Source organism: Calothrix sp. FACHB-168, assembly GCF_963889195.1.
Classification (GTDB): domain Bacteria; phylum Cyanobacteriota; class Cyanobacteriia; order Cyanobacteriales; family Nostocaceae; genus Aulosira; species Aulosira anomala_A.
In genome coordinates this window covers 21457-44115 of record NZ_CAWPNJ010000054.1, presented here as the reverse complement: position 1 = coordinate 44115, position 22659 = coordinate 21457, and the positions used below count along the sequence as shown (strand labels likewise).

Below are 22659 nucleotides of genomic sequence, written 5' to 3'. Positions count from 1 at the left end.
TCACTACAACAGGACTTACGCAACTGGCATATTATTCTAAGTTCTTAGTTCTGAGTTTAGTCCGATCAGGGCTGAATCCAACGAACCTCTCCTACAAGGAGAGTTTGGATTAATCAAAATTACAATTTTTACTCCCTTCTAATAATAAAAGCTCCTTCGCAGATAAAGGAATCGCAGAGGATTTGTGATTCCTTTTTGATCTTTTGCTCAGTTAATTTACCAAAAACCTGGGTCTAAAGCCCCGTCCACTTCGGCAAGCTCAGTGCGCCGCTTTAAGGACGGCTTTTTGATAGAATTGTGCAAACAGGCAGGGCATTGTCTGTCGGGCGAGATAGTGTAAGACGGGCTATGCCTGCAACTGTTGTTTGAACCCAGAATCCCCACGCCTTTAGGCTGGGGAGTATGTCAAGTCAAATTTTTATGAGGTAGGTCTATCTGGATCGACCGGCGTTGGATCAATCGGAGTTGGATCGACTGGCTTTGGATCAATCGGAGTGGGATCGACTGGCGTTGGATCAATCGGGGTTGGATCGACTGGCGTTGGATCAATCGGGGTTGGATCGACCGGCTTTGGATCAATCGGGGTTGGATCGACTGGCTTTGGATCAATCGGGGTTGGATCGACCGGCTTTGGATCAATCGGTGTTGGATCGACCGGCTTTGGATCAATCGGTGTTGGATCGACCGGCTTTGGATCAATCGGGGTTGGATCGACTGGCTTTGGATCAATCGGGGTTGGATCGACTGGCTTTGGATCAATCGGAGTGGGATCGACCGGCTTTGGATCAATCGGTGTTGGATCGACTGGCTTTGGCTCAATCGGCGTGGGATTGACTGGCTTTGGATCAATCGGGGTTGGATTGACTGGCTTTGGCTCAATCGGCGTGGGATCGACTGGCTTTGGTGAAGTGTTGTTACTATTATTACCTAGTTGACCACTGACTTGGACTTCCCCTGTGTCCACAAGAGAGTCTACATTCAGATTCTCTTGACTTGGGTTGACGCTAGCTTCCTCTTGATTGCTACTGCTAGTATTTTCGTCATCTTTGCTGGCTGAAGATTCAGCTTCTGATGAAGACGTGGCTGTTAGCTGTAAGAATGCAGGATTTTCTAGGACTCCGTCACCCTTAGCTATTGGGGTTTGTGTAGCTAGGGCGGCTGAGGTTTCGGCTTGAACGCTGGCGATCGCAGGATCGGGAGTAGGTGCAAGATTTTGTCTAGTTAAATCAAGGCCTCTAACTAAATCGCTAGTGTCATAAAAAGTTCTTAAGTCAAAATCGTACAACCCCTGGATTTTGTCTTTGACAATCACCATCAGTTGTCCAGCTTCCAGTACCCGACCTTGAGAATGCTTATTAGATACTTCTATACCACTATTTGTCAATGCACCGATGATTGTGGTATCTGTGGCTTCGTCGTAGCGGACAAATAATGCTGAACCGCGAATTGCAGCAGCTGCATTTGGTGTGTGAATCCGTGTTTGTCCCCTTCCTGGGGGAATTAGCAGTAAAACTGTGCCATTAGATAAGCGAAAATTACGAGTTTTCGGTAAAAACCGAAATATCGCCTGTTCCCCAACTCTGGCTAAAGAACCATCGTTAAAGCGTAAATCTGCTAAGGATGCGCGTCCTGTAGATAATCCATCCCCAGGAGTCATGGGATCTAATTTGCGTGCTGGACGCCTCTTAGGACTATTTTTAGGAATTAGCTGGACTAAGTTTCGCAGGTCTCGAATTTCTGCTCTTGTCAAGGGTGTAGCTGCATTTACTGGTTGTGACCAAGGTAACACTACAACTCCCCATAAACTGATTGCTAAAAGTGGGAAAAATTTAGGCAACATAATTTAGGAACTCAAAAAATTTTCGCTATCAACTTAGTTAAAGACTCATTTTCCGCTGCAATCGATAATTTAGTGATTTTTTATACTTTACTTAAACTTTAAGTCAGTGGCAATGCTCAGTGGGATTAGCGGATTTTAATAAAACAAGCGCATATATTATCATGATAGTTTTAAGCTTAGTATATAAATATCTAGAAATATATAAAAAATTAATATCTTTAAATTTTGAGTTAAATAAGTATAAAGATAATATATAGTATTCTTGAATGTTGCAATTAAGTTTTGAAAACTATTACCGCTAGCTGGTGGTCAAGCCTTATGGGCAACTGCGGCAGTTTAAAGTCCCAAATCAAAACTGGAAAGACTTTGAGCGGCGGATTTTGTTAAGTGTTAAACGATCGGTGTACTTACATCTTGCTGTACTAAAAGCAATTGATTATCAGGGATGAGTTGGTCGGGAATTTAAAATTTAGTATTGGGAATTTCCGAGTCTGCTTGTGAATCTACGTTTGCAAAACGCGATCAACGCCATCAAAGATGCAACCCCAGGGCTGGAAAAGTTTTTTATTTGCGATTTTCTTCACTACTAATGGTGTGGTACAACTAGGCACCAAATTAGATACAGCATGGGCTGACAACACTTATGTAGAGTCGCCAACTGTAGGGAAATCTCCGCAGCTCTTAGCATTGGGAGAAAGCCCACAGAAAGCTGAAGGGCGATGTCAGCAGCAGGGACAAGAGGTAACTAATGTTCTGGGATCGGATTCAGAACTGCGGAATTTAGCACAGACAAATCGCATTTACTCATCTGTCAAGCTAGAACCTAACATTTCGCCTCCTGAGCAGATGAATATGGCAGGATTTAGTCAGGAGGAAAGCTGTTTTGAGCAAGATGATAGGGAGAGTGAGATATCCTTTCAGTCCAATCAGTCTTTAAAGTTGGCTGCTGCTAGCAACTGTCAGGATGATTTATGTCAACAATCTCTTGGCTTGAGAACTTTACTAACACAAAGGGTGAGTGATGAAACACTAGCACAAGCATCACCAGAGCCAAATAATCCCGAAGCAGGTAATCCTCAACCCAATAACCCACAACCCAATACACCCAACGAAGATAATAGTGGCGATTTGCAAAAGCAAAGCGATCCGCCACCGTTAGAATCCTTACCGGGTAATCTTCCTATTCCTTCCCCCGGACAAATAGAGCAACTTTTAGATACTCCCCAGATTGATTACAGTCAAAGACTCCAGAATTTAATCCAGGTATTGCAACAACAAACACAGTCAGTAGCTGATCTAGGGAATTTAGAATTGGGATTGCGGGTAAAACCCAGACAAATACCAACTCCACCACCTTTAGAACAACAGCCACCGCTACCACAGGAAAAGCCTGTAGTTCGGTTTAAACCGATAGGTTCTCTACAAGCCCGTGTGGGTTATTTTTATTCGAGTAATATTTTTTCTGCTAGTGTTGACCCGATACAAGATAGCTTAATTTTTTACGGGCTAACTTTAGCTTCTACTTATTTACCTTTAAATCCTAAGACTTTTATTAGTGGATCGATTGATGCTAATCAGATTCATTACTTTGACCAATCAGTTTATGATTACAATCAATTGCGATTTAACGTGAGTTTGTATCGCCAGCTATCGCGGCGGATGTATGGCGAACTCAGTTGGAGTAATCAATCTTTGTTTTATGCCAAAAATGGGAATAACTTTCAGGCAGGCGATCGCTTTTTGAATGAAAATGCAGTCAGGCTGTCTTTAGGACGACGAGATCCCCTCAGTTCTAAATTATTCCTGGATAGCTTCTATGAATTGAGTTTCAACTTCTCCGATCCCGATAACCGCAGTCGGATCGTTAACTCTTTATGGTTATCTTTAAGCTACTACTTGCAACAACCGCTACAAGTCGGCGTTAACTATCAGTTCAACTTTTCTGATTTTACCAATCGCCCAGATGCGCGAGAAGACGAATTTCATCGGTTATTTGGGCATATAAATTATCGCGTGTCGAAGGATAGTAGTTTGAATCTCCAGGGCGGCGTGAGTTTTGGGGATTCTACATCACAAAATATTAATTTTGATGCTTGGTTCTTTAGTTTGAATTATAGATTGCAATTAGGTCAGTTTTGAAAGTTGTCAGTTGTCAGTTGTCAGTTGTCAGTTGTCAGTAGGGGCGGGTTTATTTAGATCGTCTTTGATCAGTGAAGATTTCTGTGAACCCGCCCCTACAGTTGTTAGTTGTAAAGAGTTTCCCCTAATCCCTAACCGAATTATGCTAGCTAACGCAGCCGCTTACCAAGTTACCTGGGAAAAGTTACCGGATGATTTTGTATTAGACGATGAACCTGTGGACAATATTAATCAGCCGCTTTTAGCCGCAGCGCTTACAGAAAGCTTAGAATTAGCTGGAAAATTATCAGCTAATGCTTTAACAACGACTAATTACGGTATTTGCGCCACTGTTAATGGGCGAATTGTCGTTAAAGCGCCAGATTGGGGGTATGTACCAGCAATTAGAGTACCGCGAGAGGAAATTAAGCGGAGTTATACGCCACAACTTCAGGGCGATATACCAGTAATTGTCATGGAATTTATCTCGGATACGGAAGGTAGCGAGTATTCCAGCAAACCAACCTATCCGCCTGGTAAATGGTTTTATTATGAACAAGTATTAAAAATACCAAATTATGCCATTTTTGAACCAGATGGCGGAGTGTTAGAATTTTATCGCCTTGATAATTCTGGACATTATCAACTGCAACCAGCAGATGCGAATCAGCGTTATTGGATTCCTGAAATGAGTCTGTTTTTGGGTATCTGGGAGGGAGTTCGGGAAAATCGCACGGGTTTCTGGTTGCGTTGGTGGGATGAAGCAGGGGAATTATTGCTTTGGGGTTCGGAGTTAGCAGTTAAGGAACGTCAACAGAAAGAGTTAGCTCAACAGCAAGCTGAACAGGAACGCCAAGAGAAAGAATTAGCTCAACAACGTTTAGAAAAATTAGCCGCCCAATTAAAAGCTTTAGGAGTTGAACCGGATATTTAAGTTGAGGGAAAGAGTTGCGATGTCTACGACAAGACAAGTCTACGCATTTTTCCAAATAAAAAGCCTCATCGAATAGCTTCGGAACAGGAAACTTCGAGTTCAGAACAGGAAACTCCGAGTTCGGAACATGAAACTCCGAGTTCAGAACAGGAACATTCTCGTTTAGAACAGGAACATTCTCATTTCAAACAGGAACATTCTCGTTTTCAGCAAGAAACTTCGAGTTCAGAACAGGAACATTCTCGTTGCAAACAAGAAACTCCGGGTTCAGAACAGAAATTGCCTTGTTAAATTACTAATCGATCGCCTTTTACTCTACATTTATATTCAAATACCCTTGGCGTTCCGACCAATTGTAGGGGCACGGCATTCATAATCTTTCGGTGCATCACATAATTTTATCGGTGCCGTGCCCCTACGACCTATTGCATCCGTGCTTTGCCCCCCTGTCCTCCTTGTCCTCTGTGTCCTCCTTGTCTCCCTCTTCCCCCTACCTCCCCTGACACACCTTCGCCTCATCAGGATGGGTAATAAAATAAACCTTCAGCCAACTGCAACCCTGCGCTAATAAATCATCAAGACTCAGATTCCACAATTTGATACTCCGATCAGAACTTTCCAAGAGAGAATTTTGAATTTTGAATTATGTATGTTTAGCGATAAAAAATGATGAGTGTGAAATTTGAGATAAATCAATGCATGATTTTACTAACTGTAAAAATATTAATAAACTTGAAAATTAGTTAAAAATTTGTATTGTCTTTATTTTTTATTTTGTTGTAAACAGAAACATTAACTATTGATCTATCAGCAAATATTAACAGTGTTTATTACAAAATAAGTCAGTAAAGAAATTGAAATTGCAGTTATTGTATACTATATTTAGCATTGTAACAAAAGGAGCTTGTGATTACTGTGACTCAAGGAATCAACTCACCATTTAGATATGCAGGTGGAAAATTTTATGCACGTAAGTTAATACTAGATTTTATTCCCAAACACAACAGTTATTTAGAACCATTTGCAGGTGGTGGCTCAATCTTTTTTGCTAAAGATAAAGTTAGTAGTAATTGGCTCAATGATATAGATAATGAACTAATTAATTGTTATATGACAATTCGGGATTATCCCGAACTTTTAATTGATAATTTGAAAGACGAAAAAGCTACTAAAGAAAGGCATACATATTATAAAAAAGAGTATAAACCAACTAACAATATAGAAAGAGCTACTAGATGGTACTACCTCAACAGAACTTCATATTCAGGAATAATGAATATGGTTAACTGTTATTGGGGATATGGAGAAAAGTATAGTATGAGACCTGAAAATTGGTCTCGTAATATAATTCGCACATCGGAAAAACTTCAAGGTGTAAATATTACTTGTCTTGATTTTGAAAAAGTAATTTCAGAAGTAGTTGATGGGTCATTTTTATTTATAGATCCGCCATATTATAATGCGGATCAAGATAAGTTTTATACTCATTTTTTTACTAAAGAAGACCACTTTAGACTTTGTAATTTACTAAAGAATAACAGTAAAAGAATAAAGTTTTTGCTGACTTATGATAACACGGAGGATATTAAAGAATTATATAACTGGGCAACAGGTATTCATGAAATGGAATGGAATTATACAATTAATAGAACTGATGACCAGAAAAAAACAAATAAAAAAACAGAAAAAGAAAAAGGTTCCAGATATAAAGGTAAAGAAATATTTATTATAAACTACAACATTGAACCCCTTGAAGATTATGAGCAACTAAGTATAGATTATAATTCAATACTACAAATCACTTAGTTTGGGAGTAAAAAGTTGATTTAATAACTTATTAAATCAACTTTTTACTATGAAAGATGAAAATAAATTAGGGCAATCCTCAATTTCATACCAAGGTTGAAAAGGTTTATAAGTTTCAGGGTTAAACTTAATAATAGGATAATTAGGAATAAAATTACAATCGGTTTTATTTGTACATTTCTTACGAGTACAAGTAATTCCGTTGGTACTATTAATAGTTAAATCTTTAGATTTAGCTATATAAATTTTCCGAAAAGCTAAATCTCTTTGAAAATCAGGATTATTAAAATCTTCACTTAAACTGGGATAAAGTGCTTTTAAAAACTTTAATTCATTTTCTGTCGGTTTCCACTCATATAGACCAGTACTTGTATCTGTTCTGTAAAAAGCATTACCTATTGATGTAACAACAAAGTCAAAATTACTATCTACATATTGATCGTTGTGGGTCTTGAGAACTGCTTCACTTAAACCCAACCTTGGTGCAAGATTTTTAATTTTTTCATCTCCTAAAGTTCGACTACGCATACATTTTACTTTAATACTCTTTCCATCCCTAGAAGAATAACCTTGTTTCTTTGCTAACTTACATTCAATTCTAATTCTTGCAGAACTTGCTATATGAGTAACAGTAATATCCTCATCATGAAGCTCATACTGAGCATTCATTGGAACTTTATTAACCTGCCACTCTTTTTTATCTAAAATATTAGAAAGTATGATCAGCACTGAATACTCAAAAGCTTTACCTCTAATCATTGGGATAACTTTTGGGTCAAGCAAAATTTCAGCTAAATATTCTATAGGTATGTTATATTTTTTGGAAAATGACTGAACTTTGTCACTCCACAAGTTAGCTTTATTTATTGTCATTATCGGTAAATAATTCTGATACTTCTATATTTAGAGCGATCGCAATTTTTTCTATATTGAGCAACGTGATGTTTTTTTCAGCACGCTCTACCATTCCTATATATGTCCTATGGACACCTGCTATCTCAGCGAGTTTTTCCTGAGATAAGCCTTTCTTTAACCTTTCTTTCCTAACTTTTTTCCCAAAATTGACCAAAATTTGCTCTTTCATGGCTTATTCTAGCCATATTTAGAGATGATAATGAGTCAAAATAATTGCTAACTATTGGTCTACAGACTATAGTTAGCAATTTTGATTCCTAGAACCTGCTATTAGTATAAATTGCTAATTAATTACTAGTTATAATTGCTTAGACTCTGATTTTGAGGTTACTAACTAGTTCAACGTTGAAATGTATAATTAATACAGGTAAGCTGAACAAAAAAGTTATCGGGTTTTTGACAGTAAATCAAAGCTTGTTGATTTACATATATAATTACAGCAACCTCGTTGATTTAATGTCTAGTTTTCTGTAAACGATTCAAGTGGGAGTTTAAACTGGGGCGATCGCTTGCTTCTAGTACTTGTGTATTGATAACTGCTGATTGTGCGATCGCTAAATTTTTCCCAGCTAATGCTAAAGTACCTAAAGTAGCGAGTCCGAAGACAAAACCTTTTTTTCTACTTTTAACAGCAGCCGTTAAAGTTTCTAAAGCAGTACCATTACCAATTGCTGCAATCGGTTTCAAAGCTGTTAAGGCTGCGGCTGCATTTGCATAGCGATGCTGGCGTTTATGTGCCACCATTTTCAACAACCAAGCTTTAAAGTATGGGCTGATTTTAGGCGATAATTTTTGCTGGAAATTCCCGCGATATTCAGGATTAATTAATTTATGAATATCTCCCGCGCGGGTATGAGTGAGTAAACAAATTAAAGTTACTCCTAAACTATATAAATCTGAGGCTACAGTCAGAGAATAACCAAAATGTTCTTCAGGTGATATGAAACCTGGTGTTCCTTCTATTAAACTGCTGAGAGACATTTTTTCACCTTGGTTCTGTGCCAAACCAAAATCTACTAAATAAGCATTAAGCTTCTCATCAACTAAAATATTTTCTGGTTTAATATCCCGATGAATAATTGGGTTAACTCGCTGTTGCAGATAAATTAAAATCTCTAATAGAGAAATCGCTATTTGCTTTACTTCTTCCGGTTCAAAGTTGCGTTGTAATCCTAAAGATAAAGCGTTTTTATATTCTTGCAACATATAAAAATTCCCTGCTGTTGCAAAACAATCGATATAGCGGGGAATCTGGGGATGATTTAATTGTTGCAGAATTTGAATTTCCCTTTCATAAGCTTTGACACCAGACAAATCAGGAATTGCATGGGTAAGCCGAAACTCTTTGATTACTACTTTTTGATTAGTCTTGATTGTCTGCGCTAAATAAGTAGTACGTCCTGCTTCCCGGTTGCGTCCTAATTCTTGGAGAACTTGATAGCCATGCTGAGAAAAGTCTGGATATTTATTAAAGGGTATATCCCCTCGATATCCATTGCGCACATCAAGTTCCATAGATAAATTCCACACTCATTTAATTTGATAAATAAAGACTGAAGTGATTGTTTGTTGGAGAGGGGACTTACAAGAAATAAATTACCCAAATTCCGTAGTGCGTTCGCGTAGCGTGTCCGAAGGACAAACATCTTGCTCGCTGGTGTTCAAAAGCGAGCAAGATGCTCGCACTACAAATTGATTGGGGATTTAAAAAAATGGATGTCCCGATACTTCAGACTTTTTTGGTGAATGTGGATTGACAAAAGTTAAGAAAATTCCAATTAAAAAATATTCCCTTATTATTGTTCACAGTCAACAGTCAACAGTCAACCGTCAACCGTCAACAAAACAGAATAATTCATTTTTTGGAGTTCCCTCAGACTTAATATCACAAAGACGCATAGACATCTAAAAGATATCTATGCGCGGAAATCATCACCTTTGCGCTAGCCAATCCACAATTTGGGAATTGACAATATCAGGAACTTCATCATGGGGACAATGACCAGCGTTGGGAATGGGGATAATTGTGATGGTTTTACCATTCTCCCGCGCTTCTTCGTAAATCTTTGCTCCCGTAATTGGTGTCCAAGGATCATCAGCACCCCAAATTACTAATAAAGGACGTTCGACTTTGGGCAAAAGTTCCCCAGGAGTAGGCCCAGGAGGCGCTGTGAGAATTGATGCAAAGACTTGTTGCGCACCTGGGTCACAAGCTGGGGTATAAAGTAAATCGACTAATTCATCGGTAACAGCTTCGCGGTTGCGGTACACCTGGTAAAGGGTGCGGCGAATTTGGGATTTTTGACGGATGCGGTTAAAGACAAATTTGCCTGTGATCGGCGATCGCACTACTCTATTAAAAGCTGCCATCACCACCCTTAGCGGTGGGTTCAATTCATGGGGACGATGACTCAAACCCCCAGCCGAGTTAATTAAAACACCACCGGCTGCAATTTCTGGATGTTCTGCCAGTACCATTAAGCTAATTAATGCACCAATGGAATTACCGATAAATACGGCAGGTTGTTTGATGTGTGCTATCCAAAAATCCTTGAGAAGTTCTACCCAAAGTTCCAGGGTGTAATTAATCGGTGCTTTCTCCGAACCACCAAAACCCAACAAATCCACCGCAAAGACTTGGTAACCTGCGTTTGCTAAAACGGGAATATTTTTGCGCCAGTGTCCAATAGAAGCGCCAAAGCCATGAACCAACACCAAAGGTTGTCCTGAACCCATGACAGTGTACTGAATTTTATAGCCGCGCCAAGTCCAAAAGTATTTTTCCAAAGTCACAGAAGGCGACTGCTGGGTCGTTAAATTCATTATTAAGATTCCTAAAGTATTGTCTTTATAGTAATATCTCCCGCCTGCGAGAATTTTAAACAACATTCTAGTCTTCATTGCGATCGCTGAAATTAAGACTGCTGTTATCATCTGTCAATTTCTGTATTAACCCAGATGAGCAGATTAAATTTTAGTTGCAATTAGCACTTAAATAAAAATCAAATTATATTGCAATATTTGTGGCTATAACTGGAACAATGTTATGCATTTTGCTTATAAGTAGTAAGTAAAAATCCTGTGCATAAAGTGTGTCTTTTTTAGGCTATCTTAATGGTGTCCTCAACAAGGGATAAGCATTAACAGCCTAATTTAGGCTTTTGTAACCTAGTAGCCATTGGTATGAACTGAGATGAAACACACAAATCGGAGTTATTTAGCTTACTGGAGTAAATTTGTTATAGCTGCTGTTGTAGTGACATTTTTACCGATATCGCCAACTTTTGCGACATCAGGGTTATCTAATTCTGGTGAGTCAAATGTCAGCAATTATGCAGAGAAACAATTGGTAGCTGATAATTCTCGTGATGATGACGACGATGATGACGACGATGACGATGATGACGACGACGATGATGACGATGACGATGACGACGATGACAAAAACCGCATTCACAAGAAAAATAAAGGTGTGACCCTGAAAATTTGGCAACCTGCGGGTAAGATGTCCGAAGTCATCACCCGTGTTTCTGTGAAAAGTAAACGTGGTAAAGGCTATTTAAAAGAAAGGTTTTTAGGCGATTACAAGTACAAAATTCAGCAAAAAGCCAAATTTGTGAAGGGTTTAAAAGCAGGCGATCGCGTCGTCGTGCGGTTGTATGATAATCAAAACCGCTTTATTGGCTATAGCGAATTTGAATGTTTAGCAGCCAAAACCACAGTGAATTTAATTCTGGCTGCTAACCCCAGCGAATACAAAGTTGTGCGTACTATATATGGTGCTGATGCCAACTCCGATGGCAAAATTGATGCAGGTAGCACCACTTACGACTATTTCAGCCAAGTCAGCAATCAGCGCGTTACCTTCTTTAGAAATTCCCGCAACATCAACGTTAGCCAATTTAAAGTTCAAGGTTGGTCAACAATTCCCGCAAACTGTGTTTATCCTACCTCCTTTACTCAAGGTGAATACAGCGTTTTGCGTCAATCAAGTACTATCTTCAGTTCCTCTATGGCTTCCGCGTTGAAATCTACACCAGGGGAACTGGTGGAACTCATTGAAGTTGGCAATAATAACAATTCTGTTTATAATGTCAGCCAGATGATGTTGAAATATCGCGAAATCGGCTTAGACAACAGCGTTCAAGTTAGGTTTAACGATGTTCCACAAAGCCACTGGGCGAGAGAATTTATTGCTGAATTAGCCGCCTTACAAATTATCCAAGGCTTTCCCAATGGTGATTTCCGTCCTGATGAACAGTTGACTCGCGCCCAATTTGCAGCGATGTTGAGTCAGGCTTTTGAAAAAGTTACAGTGCGCAATCCCATCAGTTTTCGCGATGTTTCTACCAAGCACTGGGCTTATAGCGCTATCCGCGAAGCTTATTCTACAGGTTTTATTTCCGTTTCCGGTAATCAATTCAATCCAGCCCAAAGTCTTTCTCGCTTAGAAGTATTGCTAGCCATAGCCAAAGGACTCAACTATACATTTACTGGTTCTAGCGAAACAATTTTAGCAGCCTATAGTGATGCTACTGCAATTCGTAGCGATGTACGAAATGCGATCGCAGCACTTACACAACGGGGTATTGTTGTGAACTATCCCGACGTTCAAACCCTGAATACTGATAAAGTAGCAACCAGAGCGGAAGTGACTGCTTTGATATATAAATCATTAGTCAGCACTGGTGAAGTAGCCGATATCTCCTCTCAGTATGCAGTAGAAAGAGTGCAACGTTCTCAAGTCCTCAACCAAGGCGCAATTGAGAGAGACGATAAAAAACCACGCCCTAATTGTAACCAAGGTATAGGAAATGGTGCAGAAGGTTGCGACCCTGGTAATTCTCGTCCTCACGGCGGTAGCAATGATGAAGGTGGACGCATCCCAGGTAAGAAATAATTATTAAAATCACGTGAAAGCCTTTGTCTCGCAAGGAACTGAAGTTCCTTGCTTATAGCGAAAGTCATCTCAAGATGACTAAATTCCTTTGCAATAGCTCTGGGATTGAACTCCAAGGTGAGTGATAATGCTAAGACAGAGGCTATTTTTACTGAGTGCGATCGCAAAAAACCAGAAAGTGTAGCTGCTATGTAGCTTGTTCTTCAACATTACACTTTTTGAGCAACTAATCAACCCAAACACTTGCGCAAAACACCCAAATGATTGCGCGATTTACCGAAATGAGTCAGCAATAAGGCTTTTTATCTGCGGAAAACACCAAAATGAGTGCGTGATTCACCGAAATGAGTAAGCAATAAAGCTTTTTGAGTAAGTGAAATGGCTTTTTGCTTGCGGAAAACACCAAAATTAGAAAGCAATAAGGCTTTTTGAGTAAGCGATAAGGCTTTTTAAGTAAGTGAAATGGCTTTTGGCCTACTTAAAACATCTAAATGAGCAAGTAATCAGCTTTTTCGTTTACTCAAAATTTAAAAATGAGTCCCTAATTTAAAGAAATCGTCAAGCGATATCTACGACAGGCTAGGGACATCCAATTTTTTAAATACCGAATAAATTTGTAGTGCGAGCATCTTGCTCGCTAATGTTAAAAAGCGAGCAAGATGTTTGTCCTTCCCTGCGGGAGGCTGCGCCAACGGACACGCTACGCGAACGCACTAAGGAATTTGGGTAATTTATTTTTTGTAAGTCCCCTAAAACTACGGGCTTTTGAGAAAGCAATCATTTAGCGCGGAAACCCCACCTTAATACCACTAAATGGTGAGAATATTTCGATTAACCTTCAATTCTGGCAGAATTCTCTTGCATATATAATTCCCTAGCTGGAAAAGGTATTTTAATTCCCTCTTGTTGATAGCGTTTGTGTAACTTCTTAATAAATAAATGTCTGCCAATGCGCTGGTCAAAAAATTCATTAACGCGCATATAAAGAGTAAAATCTATACTAAAATCGCCAAATTTGTGAAATCTGATATAAGGTTCATTAGCGATTAATTGTGGTGCAATCTCCTGCATTACTTCTTTAGCAACTTGCACAGTCACTTTTTCTACATGTTCCAAATCACTCTCGTAATCAACCCCAACATTCAGCGTTAAAGTAATTTCCTTAACTGGTAAATGATAATTAATAAAAATTGCCGACCCTAATTTAGAATTAGGCACAATTATCACATTATTAGAAAGTTCTCTAATAGTCGTATTGCGCCAAGAAATATCTATCACATATCCTTCATGATTATCTGCTAGCTTGACGTAATCTCCAGTTCGCACCTGCTTAGAGATTATTAAATAGAATCCAGAAAATAAATTTTCTAAAGTATCCTTAAGCGCTAAACCAACTGCCAAACCGCTAATACCTAATGTAGTGACAATCGGTGTAATTTCCACACCAACAGTTTGCAATAAAATTAATGAACCGAGAACAATCACAGAAACCTTAGCGATATTAGAAAGTAGTGAAGCGGATACGCCTTCAGTTCTGTGGGTAAATACATTGACAAACCCAGCACTCAACCTTGCCAAAACTAGCGTGACTGAGTAAAGTACAATTACAGTAATAGATTTTTGCAGTAAATTAGCAATATCTGGCTTAATTGGCGCACTCAGAATCGCTGCCGAAAATCCTGCAAGGGCAAACCAAATAAAAGTCATGCGATGCAGTGAGGAAAATATAATTTCACTTCCAGGAATCTTGGTATTGCTGACAAATACTTTCAATTTCTTGAAGATAAACTTTTCCCCAATTACTCCCGCTAGTAAGCCAGCAAGAAGAAATACAATCGGCAGAATCCATTGCATCATCATCATCAATTTGCAAGTAGCTATTTAAGATTAGGGTACTTAGTTAGGGTAACTCACAATGGATAAATTTTACCTTGTAAGTTCGCTCAGTAACTGTGTAATATTTTATGGATTTATAGAACTTCTACCTCTGGCTGTAGCATCGCATCTTATAAAGCGACGATATAGTTCACACCAGCTACATGATATAAATACTGGGGATTTGTAAGTCGGTTGCTACCATGAAAGATATCTTGTTAGGGCTGTCAATGGTCAATGGTCATTAGTCATTGGTAGCAGTTTAAAATTTATTTACGTTTCGTAATATATTTAGGTTGATTTCGACCAATTTACATAACCCTACCGTGATGACTAGTTTTCTAAGTGACTGGGCGATGAGGGACAGAAAATGGGACAAGTAAATGAATAACAACTAAATCATGCCCCATGCCCAATGCCCCATGCCCCACTACAATGTACTTACCAATTATTTATCACCCAGATTATATTGCGCCCTTACCTCCAGGACATCGCTTCCCGATGTTAAAGTTCCGCCAACTATACGAATTACTACTAGCTGATGGAGTAGCGCAAATCGAACAATTTCACACACCGCAAGCACCACCAGCAGAATTGATAGAATTAGTTCACAGTAGCGATTATGTCCAAGCTTACTGTCAGGGAACCTTAGATGCCAAAGCACAACGGCGGATTGGCTTACCTTGGAGTCCAGCTTTAGCGAATCGTACCTGTGTAGCGGTTGGTGGTACAATACTCACTGCCCAATTAGCACTGACTCATGGTTTAGCTTGCAATACAGCTGGTGGAACACATCATGCCTTTCCTGATTATGGATCTGGTTTTTGTATTTTCAACGATTTAGCGATCGCATCTCGCGTATTACAAAAACTCGGATTAGCGCAAAAAATCTTAATAGTAGATTTAGATGTCCATCAAGGCGACGGTACAGCGTTTATTTTCCAAGACGACGACAGCGTATTTACCTTTTCGATGCATTGCGAAGTCAACTTTCCCGGTACCAAACAGCAAAGCGATTTAGACGTACCCCTACCAGTGGGAATGGAAGACGATGCTTATTTACAAACCTTAGCTAACTATTTACCAGATTTATTATCCCAAGTCCAACCAGATATAGTATTTTATGATGCTGGCGTAGATCCTCATATAGGCGATCGTCTGGGAAAATTAGCATTAACCGACACTGGCATATTCCGTCGCGAAATGCAAGTTTTAACCACCTGCGTCAGCGCCGGTTACCCCGTCGCTTGCGTCATCGGTGGTGGTTACGCCGATGACTTAAAATCTCTCGTCTGGCGACACTCCCTCATACATCGCGCCGCTAGCGAAGTGTACCAACAATACAAACTCTAAATCTCTCTGCGTCTCTGCGCCTCTGCGTGAGATGTTTATAAATATAACTTCCGCGCAAGTAACCCAAGTTACTGAATGAACAAAACCAAAGTCAGAATCTACGAACTAGCAAGCGAACTAAAACTAGACAGCAAAAAGCTACTAGTAATTTGCGATCAACTCAACATTACCGCCAAAAGCCCCAGCAGCACCATCTCCGAATTCGAGGCGGAAAGAGTTCGCAAAGTCGCCAAACCACCAGCAGCAAAAGTTGCATCAAATTCCTCCCGGCTAAAAAAAGCCTCCGAAGATTGGGGTTACATATTCGTAGGTTCGACAGTTGATAACTTAATCCGCCATCTCGAAGACGCATCCACCCTCAAAGCATATCCCGAATTCAACGAACGCCGAGAATACGCCCATGAATTATTGTATGAATGTGTCGGACAAAGACCTTGTTTATTTCACATCCGGCGTAAAGGTGCAGGAAAAGCTGCAAAAGAAGAAATTTGGGAATTAATCATCGCCACAGACTCCCCAGAAAGTAAATTACCAAGCAGATTGCAAAAACTCGGTAAAACCTTAGCATTTAAAGCCGCAGTTCAACAAAATAGCGACACCGGTTTAAAGCTACTCTCCGTTTACTTACTCCCCATCTCACGGGGACAAGCTGATGCTTACGCCGTACCCTTTAACTTACGCCTGTTACCCAATCACGAACATCATATCGGCATTCCTTCCTCAGTATTTCCCCGCATAGCTGAAGCACCAGTTTGTGGAGACTATATACCCACAGAAGAACAACTCAAAGCTTGGAAAGCATTTTTACAAATTGAAGAAAAAATTGCTCAAGCACGCCAATTCTGTATTTCTTATACCAGATATCACTACAACTTTAAAAGACGCATCAGTTTTGAAATTGATATTACCTCAGCAACTCTAGACGGTTCCCCCGAAAATCCTTTAGATGAAGACAATTTTTGGGTAAGGGTAAGAAAAGCGAAAAACGACGATTTAAAATTATTTGAAACTGCGCCTACTGGTAGAAATTGGCAAGAAGGACGGTTAATAGGTTCGATTGCAGAAATTGACCAAAAACGCTGCACAATTAGCCTCAACCTAGAACGAGATTTAGCTGATTATCTAACTAGCGGACGTTATCAACTTCCCACCATCGGCTTTTTATGTTTTGAAGCCTTGGGTGATATTAAACAAATTCAACGTAAGAAAAAAGCCTTAGATGATTTAAATAATGGACGCACCCAAAATCCTTATTTAGGTAATTTTTTATTCGATGCTTCCCAAGCTAGACCAATTCAAAAAACTGTAGAATTAGAACCAGAAGAATTATTATTATCTACTGCAAATCCCGGACAAAAAGCAGCAGTAGAAACCGTACTTTCTGCCGAAGATTTAGTTTTAATTCAAGGGCCGCCAGGGACAGGTAAAACTACAGTAATTGCTGAAATTTGCTATCAAATTGCATTACGTGGTGGGCGGACTCTCATCGCTTCTCAAGCAAATTTAGCAGTAGATAACGCCCTCAGTCGTTTAGTTCATAATCCCGTAATTCGGGCGATACGTAAAGGACGCGCTGAAAAAGTTGGCGAAGAAGGACAGCCTTTTTTAGAAGATCAAGTAATCGGTACTTGGTTAGAAAATACGGCGCATGATTGCGAAACTAATCTCAGTAAACGCCGTGAAAATGTAGAATTTTACCGTCAATTACTCGCCTCAACAGCAAAGTTTAATGCTTACTTTCAAGCAGAAGCAGAATTTCAACAAAGTCAACAAGATGTAAATCAACGTTTACCAAAGTTAGAAGGTAATGTTACCAAGCAAGAAGCACTTTATCAGGAAGCTGTAGCGAAAAAAAATCAAATTGAAACTCTCGTGTCGGGGTTAGAAAATCTTTTAAAAGCCCCAAATATCGTCAATTGGGAAGCCCCAGAAGTTACTAATTTCCTCCCCCATCTTAAACCCTATACAGAAAATAATCATTTAGTTAAAACCTTTTTAGTTAATGTCAGTAAAGCCATCAGCTTAACCGATGGACTCGGTTTACTTCGTCCACAATGCGGTGCTTTTGGGTTAGCTGTATGGTTAAGAGAAACTGTAGTTTCAGGAATTCCCGACTTTAGAACCGCCTTAATTTACGCCCAAAGTGCAACTGTAGCCATGTTAGAAGTTGCAGCCGCAGTAGAAGTTTTTAAACAACATTCGCACAATTTACAGCAATTAGAAAAGAATCATCAACAATTCTTTAGTAAACAGCATAGTTTACAACAAACAATTCAAACTTGGGAAACTCGCAAGCAAGAAATTGAAGCAGTCATCAACGCTGTTAAAGAGTGGAAATCTACAGCAAATCATCGCGTGGCGGAAATCTTAGCTAATTCTCGCCAATCCTCCCAATTATTAACAGTAGATTTACTGCAATTACCACCAGAATTACTGACACTGGCTAATTCTCAAAAAATATCATTGATGCCAGCTAACTATATAGTTAATCTACCAGATTGGGAGTTATTAACAAAAGCCATAACTTATGAAATTGAGGGTAATTTTACAGATAGAAAAGGTAGACAGCATAGTTTTAGCTACTTTTTACAGCAAAATTTTAGCCAGATTCCGCTATTATTAGAAAATAGCGATATCATCAAATGGCAAGAAATCCATAAACAATTTAATAACTATCAATATCTCGAAATCAATCAGCGCCAAACTCTAGTCGAAACCACACGGATTTTTCTCCAGAGAATCCAACAAACTTATAGCAATGTCTGGGAACCGAATAACAGCCCATCTACTCTGAATAAAATTACTCAAGAACTGATAGATATTATCTTAACTAATGCGCGTCAGTGCGTTTTCCAAGTAAAAACTGAAGCAGAAAAACAACTACAACATCTGCAAGCACAGCTAAACGAACTGCACAACAATGAAGTTGCACAAACTCAAATATTAAAAACTCAAACCCAGATAGAAACAGCGAGACAAGATGCTAATCTAAAACTCGAAAGAGCAATTAATATCTTACAAGAACTAAATCAACAGTCAAACGTACCCAATCAATTGCGGACTTTAGCTGAAAAATATTTAACAAATCAAGCTAAAATTTGGGAACATCCTCAAGAATTTTCCCAGCACGTACATACTTGGATAAATCACCTCAGTCAACTGGAAAATTTAATTTCATCTATCGAACCTTTCGCTGTATTAGCAAACATTCAAATTTCTCTTGAAGAACAACTAGCAACCGTAGCGGCAGAAATTACAATTTTTCAGCAACAGCTTGAAACTTTAAAAATCAAAATAGCTGAATTAGCTGAAAGAAATCAACCCCAACCACCAGATACTTTATTATCCCAGCGTCAATGGTGGGAAAGAGAATGGCAAATTTTACCAGATAAATTTAAGCCTAAATCTCCCCCAGCTAACTTATACGATTTAGAATTTTTACGCAGCATCAAAAATCAGTTTGAGTCAGGCGAACAGCAACTCAGTCAAGATGAAAACCATCTGCAAAAATATCAAGGCTTTATCCAAGATTGGATTGCAAAAGTCCGTAACCCTTCAGAACGCGATCGCAACGATTTAAGACAAATCTATTTAGACAATTGTAACGTCGTTGGTATTACTTGTGTCCAAGCAGCCGGACGAGATTTTTCCGAAGAATTTCAATCCTTTGATGTCGTCATTATCGATGAAGTTAGTAAATGTACCCCACCAGAATTACTCATCCCAGCCTTGAAAGGTAAAAAGTTAGTTATGGTAGGCGATCATCGTCAACTACCACCAATGATGGATACTAATACTTTAGAGGAAGTTGTGCAAGAAATTGGCAGTAGTAGAGAAGAATTGCAATTTTTAGAAGAATCACTATTTAAAAGCCAATTTGAAGAAGCAGATTCCAGCATTAAACAAATGCTAACTACCCAATATCGAATGCACCCTCATATTATGGGCGCAATCAATCAATTTTATCAAGGTAAACTAGAATGCGGAATTCTACAACCAGATATTAAACGCGCTCATGATTTAGCGGGAGAACTTATTCAACCACAACATCATTTAATCTGGGTAAAAATGCCCAAAGAAACTGAATTTCAAGAACAGTGCGAAGGAACTTCTTTATATAATCTCCAAGAAATTGATGTAATTGAACGTATCTGTCAGCAATTTGAAAATACTTGGGCTGCAAAAGTCGCTTGTGGCGAACCCAAAAAAGAAATAGCTGTAATTACATTTTACGGCGCACAACTGCGAAAAATTGATGAACGTTTGCAATCAGAACTTTTCCCTTCCTTACAAATTCGTACTGGTACAGTCGATAGATTTCAAGGTATGGAACGCCCAATAGTAATTGTGAGTATGGTACGCAATAATAATAAAGGCGATGTCGGATTTGCGAAAAAGTCAGAACGGGTGAATGTCGCCTTTTCTCGCGCCCAAGAATTACTAGTAATTGTCGGTTGTCACGATTTATTTACCCAACAATCAGGTAAAGTTGGCAGTATGTATTCCGAAGTTGCTAATATTGTCAGTCATCATGGAGGTTTCATAGATGTTTCTCGCATCTTCAGCTAAACCAATTGATGAAAGTCTGCAAAATATAGTCATAGAAATTGAAACGCAAAATCCTGATTTATTAGTTGTCGCCGCCCGTCAATTACGCTATAGTTTGCAGCAAACAAATATAGAACTAACAATTACCGAACCTCGTCCATTTAACGTACTCGAAGAATTTATTATTCGTGCAGGAATTGAATTTGAACCAGCACCAACAGCCCAGGAATTAGCATCTTTATTGGGTTTAGATCAAATATTCGTTCAAAGTACAATTAAAAATTTACAAAAACTACAAACACTCGCCCCAAAATCATCAATTACAGTTACCGAACAAGGGCGATTATTTTACGATAAAGGCGCAGTACCTCAGCCTCCCTATGCTGTGCAAATTTATGCGATCGCAGATTCTTTAGGTGAAACAGTAACCTTTCAAGCCGAGCCATTAAATGAAGTAGTAATTAATCTCCCAAGTTTGACAAGTATTTTACAGCTTAATGAGTCAAACAATATAATTTCTACTTTGAATTTAGAACAAGTCCAAAAAAATCTCCAAGCTTCCGGTTTAGGGTTTCATGTACCAGAAACAGGAAAGATTGTCACTGCTTTTAGAAGTATAGGTTCTACACAAATTATTTGGCGAAAAATCTCTCTATTTCTCATTTTTGATTCTACTACGGAGAAATTAACTATCCAACTGCGCAGAGGAAAGCAGATTTTAGATTCCCTCTCAAAATGGCTAGACTTACTGCTATCTGAAGGTAAAATATCCTTAGATACATTATGTAAATTACCCAATGAAAGCTTAAATTTTGAGCGTGAAGCCGCCAAAAAATATCAAAATGCCGAAACAGCAGCCAGATTAGAAAATATTTACCAACAGGCTTTAGGTAATAGTCATAAAAAAGACGTAATTCAATTACGCGATCGCGAAATTAATCAAAAGTTTTTAGAAATTATTAGTACAGCCAAACAAAAAATTATTATTTATGCAACTTGGCTACATCATTTAAATATAAACTCCGAATTTATCGCTGTGTTGGAAGCATTAGCAAAGCGTGGCGTTTCGACAATCATTAGCTATGGATTAGAATGGGAGCCAGAAAATTTATTAGATATCAAAGAAAAAATACAAGCGATTAAAACACCCGAAGATTTACCATCAGTACAGCTTTTAGGCTTGGAAGAAGATGTTTATATTCAAGAAATCATAATTGATCAAGAAATTTACCAATGTGGTTTTTATCACTGGCGCAATTATCAGGAATCACAGATACCATTAGGTGAATTAGTTTATCAGGTAAGAAAATTCCAAATAATCCAAGAAGCCTACGAAATTTTATCTACTCGCTGCCAAAATCATGCCCAAAAACTATGGCAACAAGCTGTAGAAAAACGCGATATTCAATTAGCCAGAGAATGTTTATGTATTTGGGGTACCCTGGGTAAGCTAGAAATCGCACTCAAGCAAATACAGGAAAATAATTGGCTAGAATTACTGCCAATATATATAAACGTGGTAATTCATAATTTAAAATCCCATAATTTAGCAGATGATTCCCCAATTTTACAATCATCGCTATTATTACTGAGTCAGGTGGAAGAATCAGCAGCTTTTATTGAGCAATTACGCCTAGCATACCCTCAATTGCTCAGTGCGATCGCGCAACAAAACCCCGATACTGCTCTCAATTTACTCAACAATGAAGTGTGGGCGCAGTTTCTCCGGCTTCATATAGCTGCTGAGACTGATTCACCTACCGAGTTTATTTCCCAAAAAACTTCACAACCAAAAACAAAGCGCAAAGCCGCAGCACCTTCCACCAGAAAGAAAAAGACAAAGCCTTAAGAAAACAAATCGCCAAGGTACAAAGTGAAAGAACCACAAAAAATTCCTCTCTGTCAACAGTCAACCGTCAACAGTCAACCATCAACAAATTGTTAAGTAAAAATTTATAGAGAATGAGTATAAGTTTATGAGAATATGAAATCAGAGGGAACTATTAACCTTTATCCGAAATTGGTCTTTAGCCCCTTGTAAGCAATCACTCAAGGAAATTAACAGCAATTAATAACTGTTATTTTCTATCGGCAAATGCAGGTTATTTAATTAACAACAGTTAATGTTCAAAAACTCTAATTATCCTTGCTAGTTATGGGAAATGGGGAAGGAATTACCAATGTCTCATCTACCATGCAGCAGGTAACATCCTCTACCCAAGGAGTTGGAGTTTGCAATATTTGTAATGAATTCCTAATACTAAGGGCATAAATTATTTATGCCTTTAGTATTCTTGATTGGTTGAAAAATCATTGAAATACTGATGATGGTTGGTTTTTTGGGAAAAATTGCCTAGAAAAACTTAACAC

Annotated in this window: 13 protein-coding genes; 7 read left to right on the top strand and 6 right to left on the bottom strand. The window is 38.7% G+C overall.

Annotated elements, in window-relative coordinates:
- Window positions 1-418: 418 nt before the first annotated feature.
- Window positions 419-1840 carry a FecR family protein gene (locus AACW45_RS29045; protein WP_190636404.1) on the bottom strand — a complete coding sequence of 474 codons (1422 nt, stop codon included), beginning with the start codon at window positions 1838-1840 and terminating at the stop codon, window positions 419-421.
- A 537-nt stretch (window positions 1841-2377) separates the two neighbouring features.
- Here AACW45_RS29045 and AACW45_RS29040 point away from each other — a divergent pair.
- From AACW45_RS29040 to AACW45_RS29030, 3 genes are all read left to right on the top strand, one after another.
- Window positions 2378-3979: a hypothetical protein gene (locus tag AACW45_RS29040; RefSeq protein WP_190636402.1), complete on the top strand. Its 1602-nt coding sequence runs from the start codon at window positions 2378-2380 to the stop codon at window positions 3977-3979.
- Between the two features lie 142 nt (window positions 3980-4121).
- Window positions 4122-4892, top strand: a complete 771-nt coding sequence (locus AACW45_RS29035) for a Uma2 family endonuclease (RefSeq protein WP_190636400.1) — start codon at window positions 4122-4124, stop codon at window positions 4890-4892.
- 915 nt (window positions 4893-5807) lie between these two features.
- A complete protein-coding gene (locus AACW45_RS29030; RefSeq protein WP_313933814.1) occupies window positions 5808-6698 on the top strand; it encodes a DNA adenine methylase in 891 nt (296 codons plus the stop codon).
- 36 nt (window positions 6699-6734) lie between these two features.
- Here the strand turns inward: AACW45_RS29030 and AACW45_RS29025 are convergent, their stop codons facing one another.
- From AACW45_RS29025 to AACW45_RS29010, 4 genes are all read right to left on the bottom strand, one after another.
- On the bottom strand, window positions 6735-7571 hold the full coding sequence (locus AACW45_RS29025) for a restriction endonuclease (RefSeq protein WP_190636396.1): 837 nt from the start codon (window positions 7569-7571) through the stop codon (window positions 6735-6737).
- Complete coding sequence (locus tag AACW45_RS29020; RefSeq protein WP_096644334.1) at window positions 7558-7782, bottom strand: helix-turn-helix domain-containing protein; 225 nt, start codon at window positions 7780-7782, stop codon at window positions 7558-7560. The genes AACW45_RS29025 and AACW45_RS29020 overlap by 14 nt, the downstream gene beginning before the upstream one ends.
- A gap of 284 nt (window positions 7783-8066) precedes the next feature.
- Window positions 8067-9128 carry a serine/threonine protein kinase gene (locus AACW45_RS29015; protein ID WP_190636392.1) on the bottom strand — a complete coding sequence of 354 codons (1062 nt, stop codon included), beginning with the start codon at window positions 9126-9128 and terminating at the stop codon, window positions 8067-8069.
- A 417-nt stretch (window positions 9129-9545) separates the two neighbouring features.
- Window positions 9546-10436, bottom strand: coding sequence for an alpha/beta fold hydrolase (locus AACW45_RS29010; RefSeq protein WP_190636390.1), 891 nt, complete (start codon window positions 10434-10436; stop codon window positions 9546-9548).
- Between the two features lie 370 nt (window positions 10437-10806).
- Here AACW45_RS29010 and AACW45_RS29005 point away from each other — a divergent pair, with 370 nt between their 5' ends.
- Window positions 10807-12513 carry an S-layer homology domain-containing protein gene (locus AACW45_RS29005; protein ID WP_190636388.1) on the top strand — a complete coding sequence of 569 codons (1707 nt, stop codon included), beginning with the start codon at window positions 10807-10809 and terminating at the stop codon, window positions 12511-12513.
- 831 nt (window positions 12514-13344) lie between these two features.
- Here AACW45_RS29005 and AACW45_RS29000 read toward each other — a convergent pair.
- On the bottom strand, window positions 13345-14370 hold the full coding sequence (locus tag AACW45_RS29000; protein ID WP_190636425.1) for a mechanosensitive ion channel family protein: 1026 nt from the start codon (window positions 14368-14370) through the stop codon (window positions 13345-13347).
- Between the two features lie 453 nt (window positions 14371-14823).
- Here AACW45_RS29000 and AACW45_RS28995 point away from each other — a divergent pair, with 453 nt between their 5' ends.
- The 3 genes from AACW45_RS28995 (at window position 14824) to AACW45_RS28985 (ending at window position 22138) form a co-directional block, all read left to right on the top strand.
- Window positions 14824-15741, top strand: a complete 918-nt coding sequence (locus tag AACW45_RS28995; RefSeq protein ID WP_190636422.1) for a histone deacetylase family protein — start codon at window positions 14824-14826, stop codon at window positions 15739-15741.
- Window positions 15742-15816: 75 nt separating this feature from the next.
- Complete coding sequence (locus AACW45_RS28990; protein ID WP_190636386.1) at window positions 15817-20310, top strand: translation initiation factor IF-2 N-terminal domain-containing protein; 4494 nt, start codon at window positions 15817-15819, stop codon at window positions 20308-20310.
- Entirely contained in the window at window positions 20288-22138 is a 1851-nt protein-coding gene (locus tag AACW45_RS28985; RefSeq protein WP_190636384.1) for a hypothetical protein, read from the top strand. The genes AACW45_RS28990 and AACW45_RS28985 overlap by 23 nt, the downstream gene beginning before the upstream one ends.
- The last annotated feature ends 521 nt before the right edge of the window (window positions 22139-22659 follow it).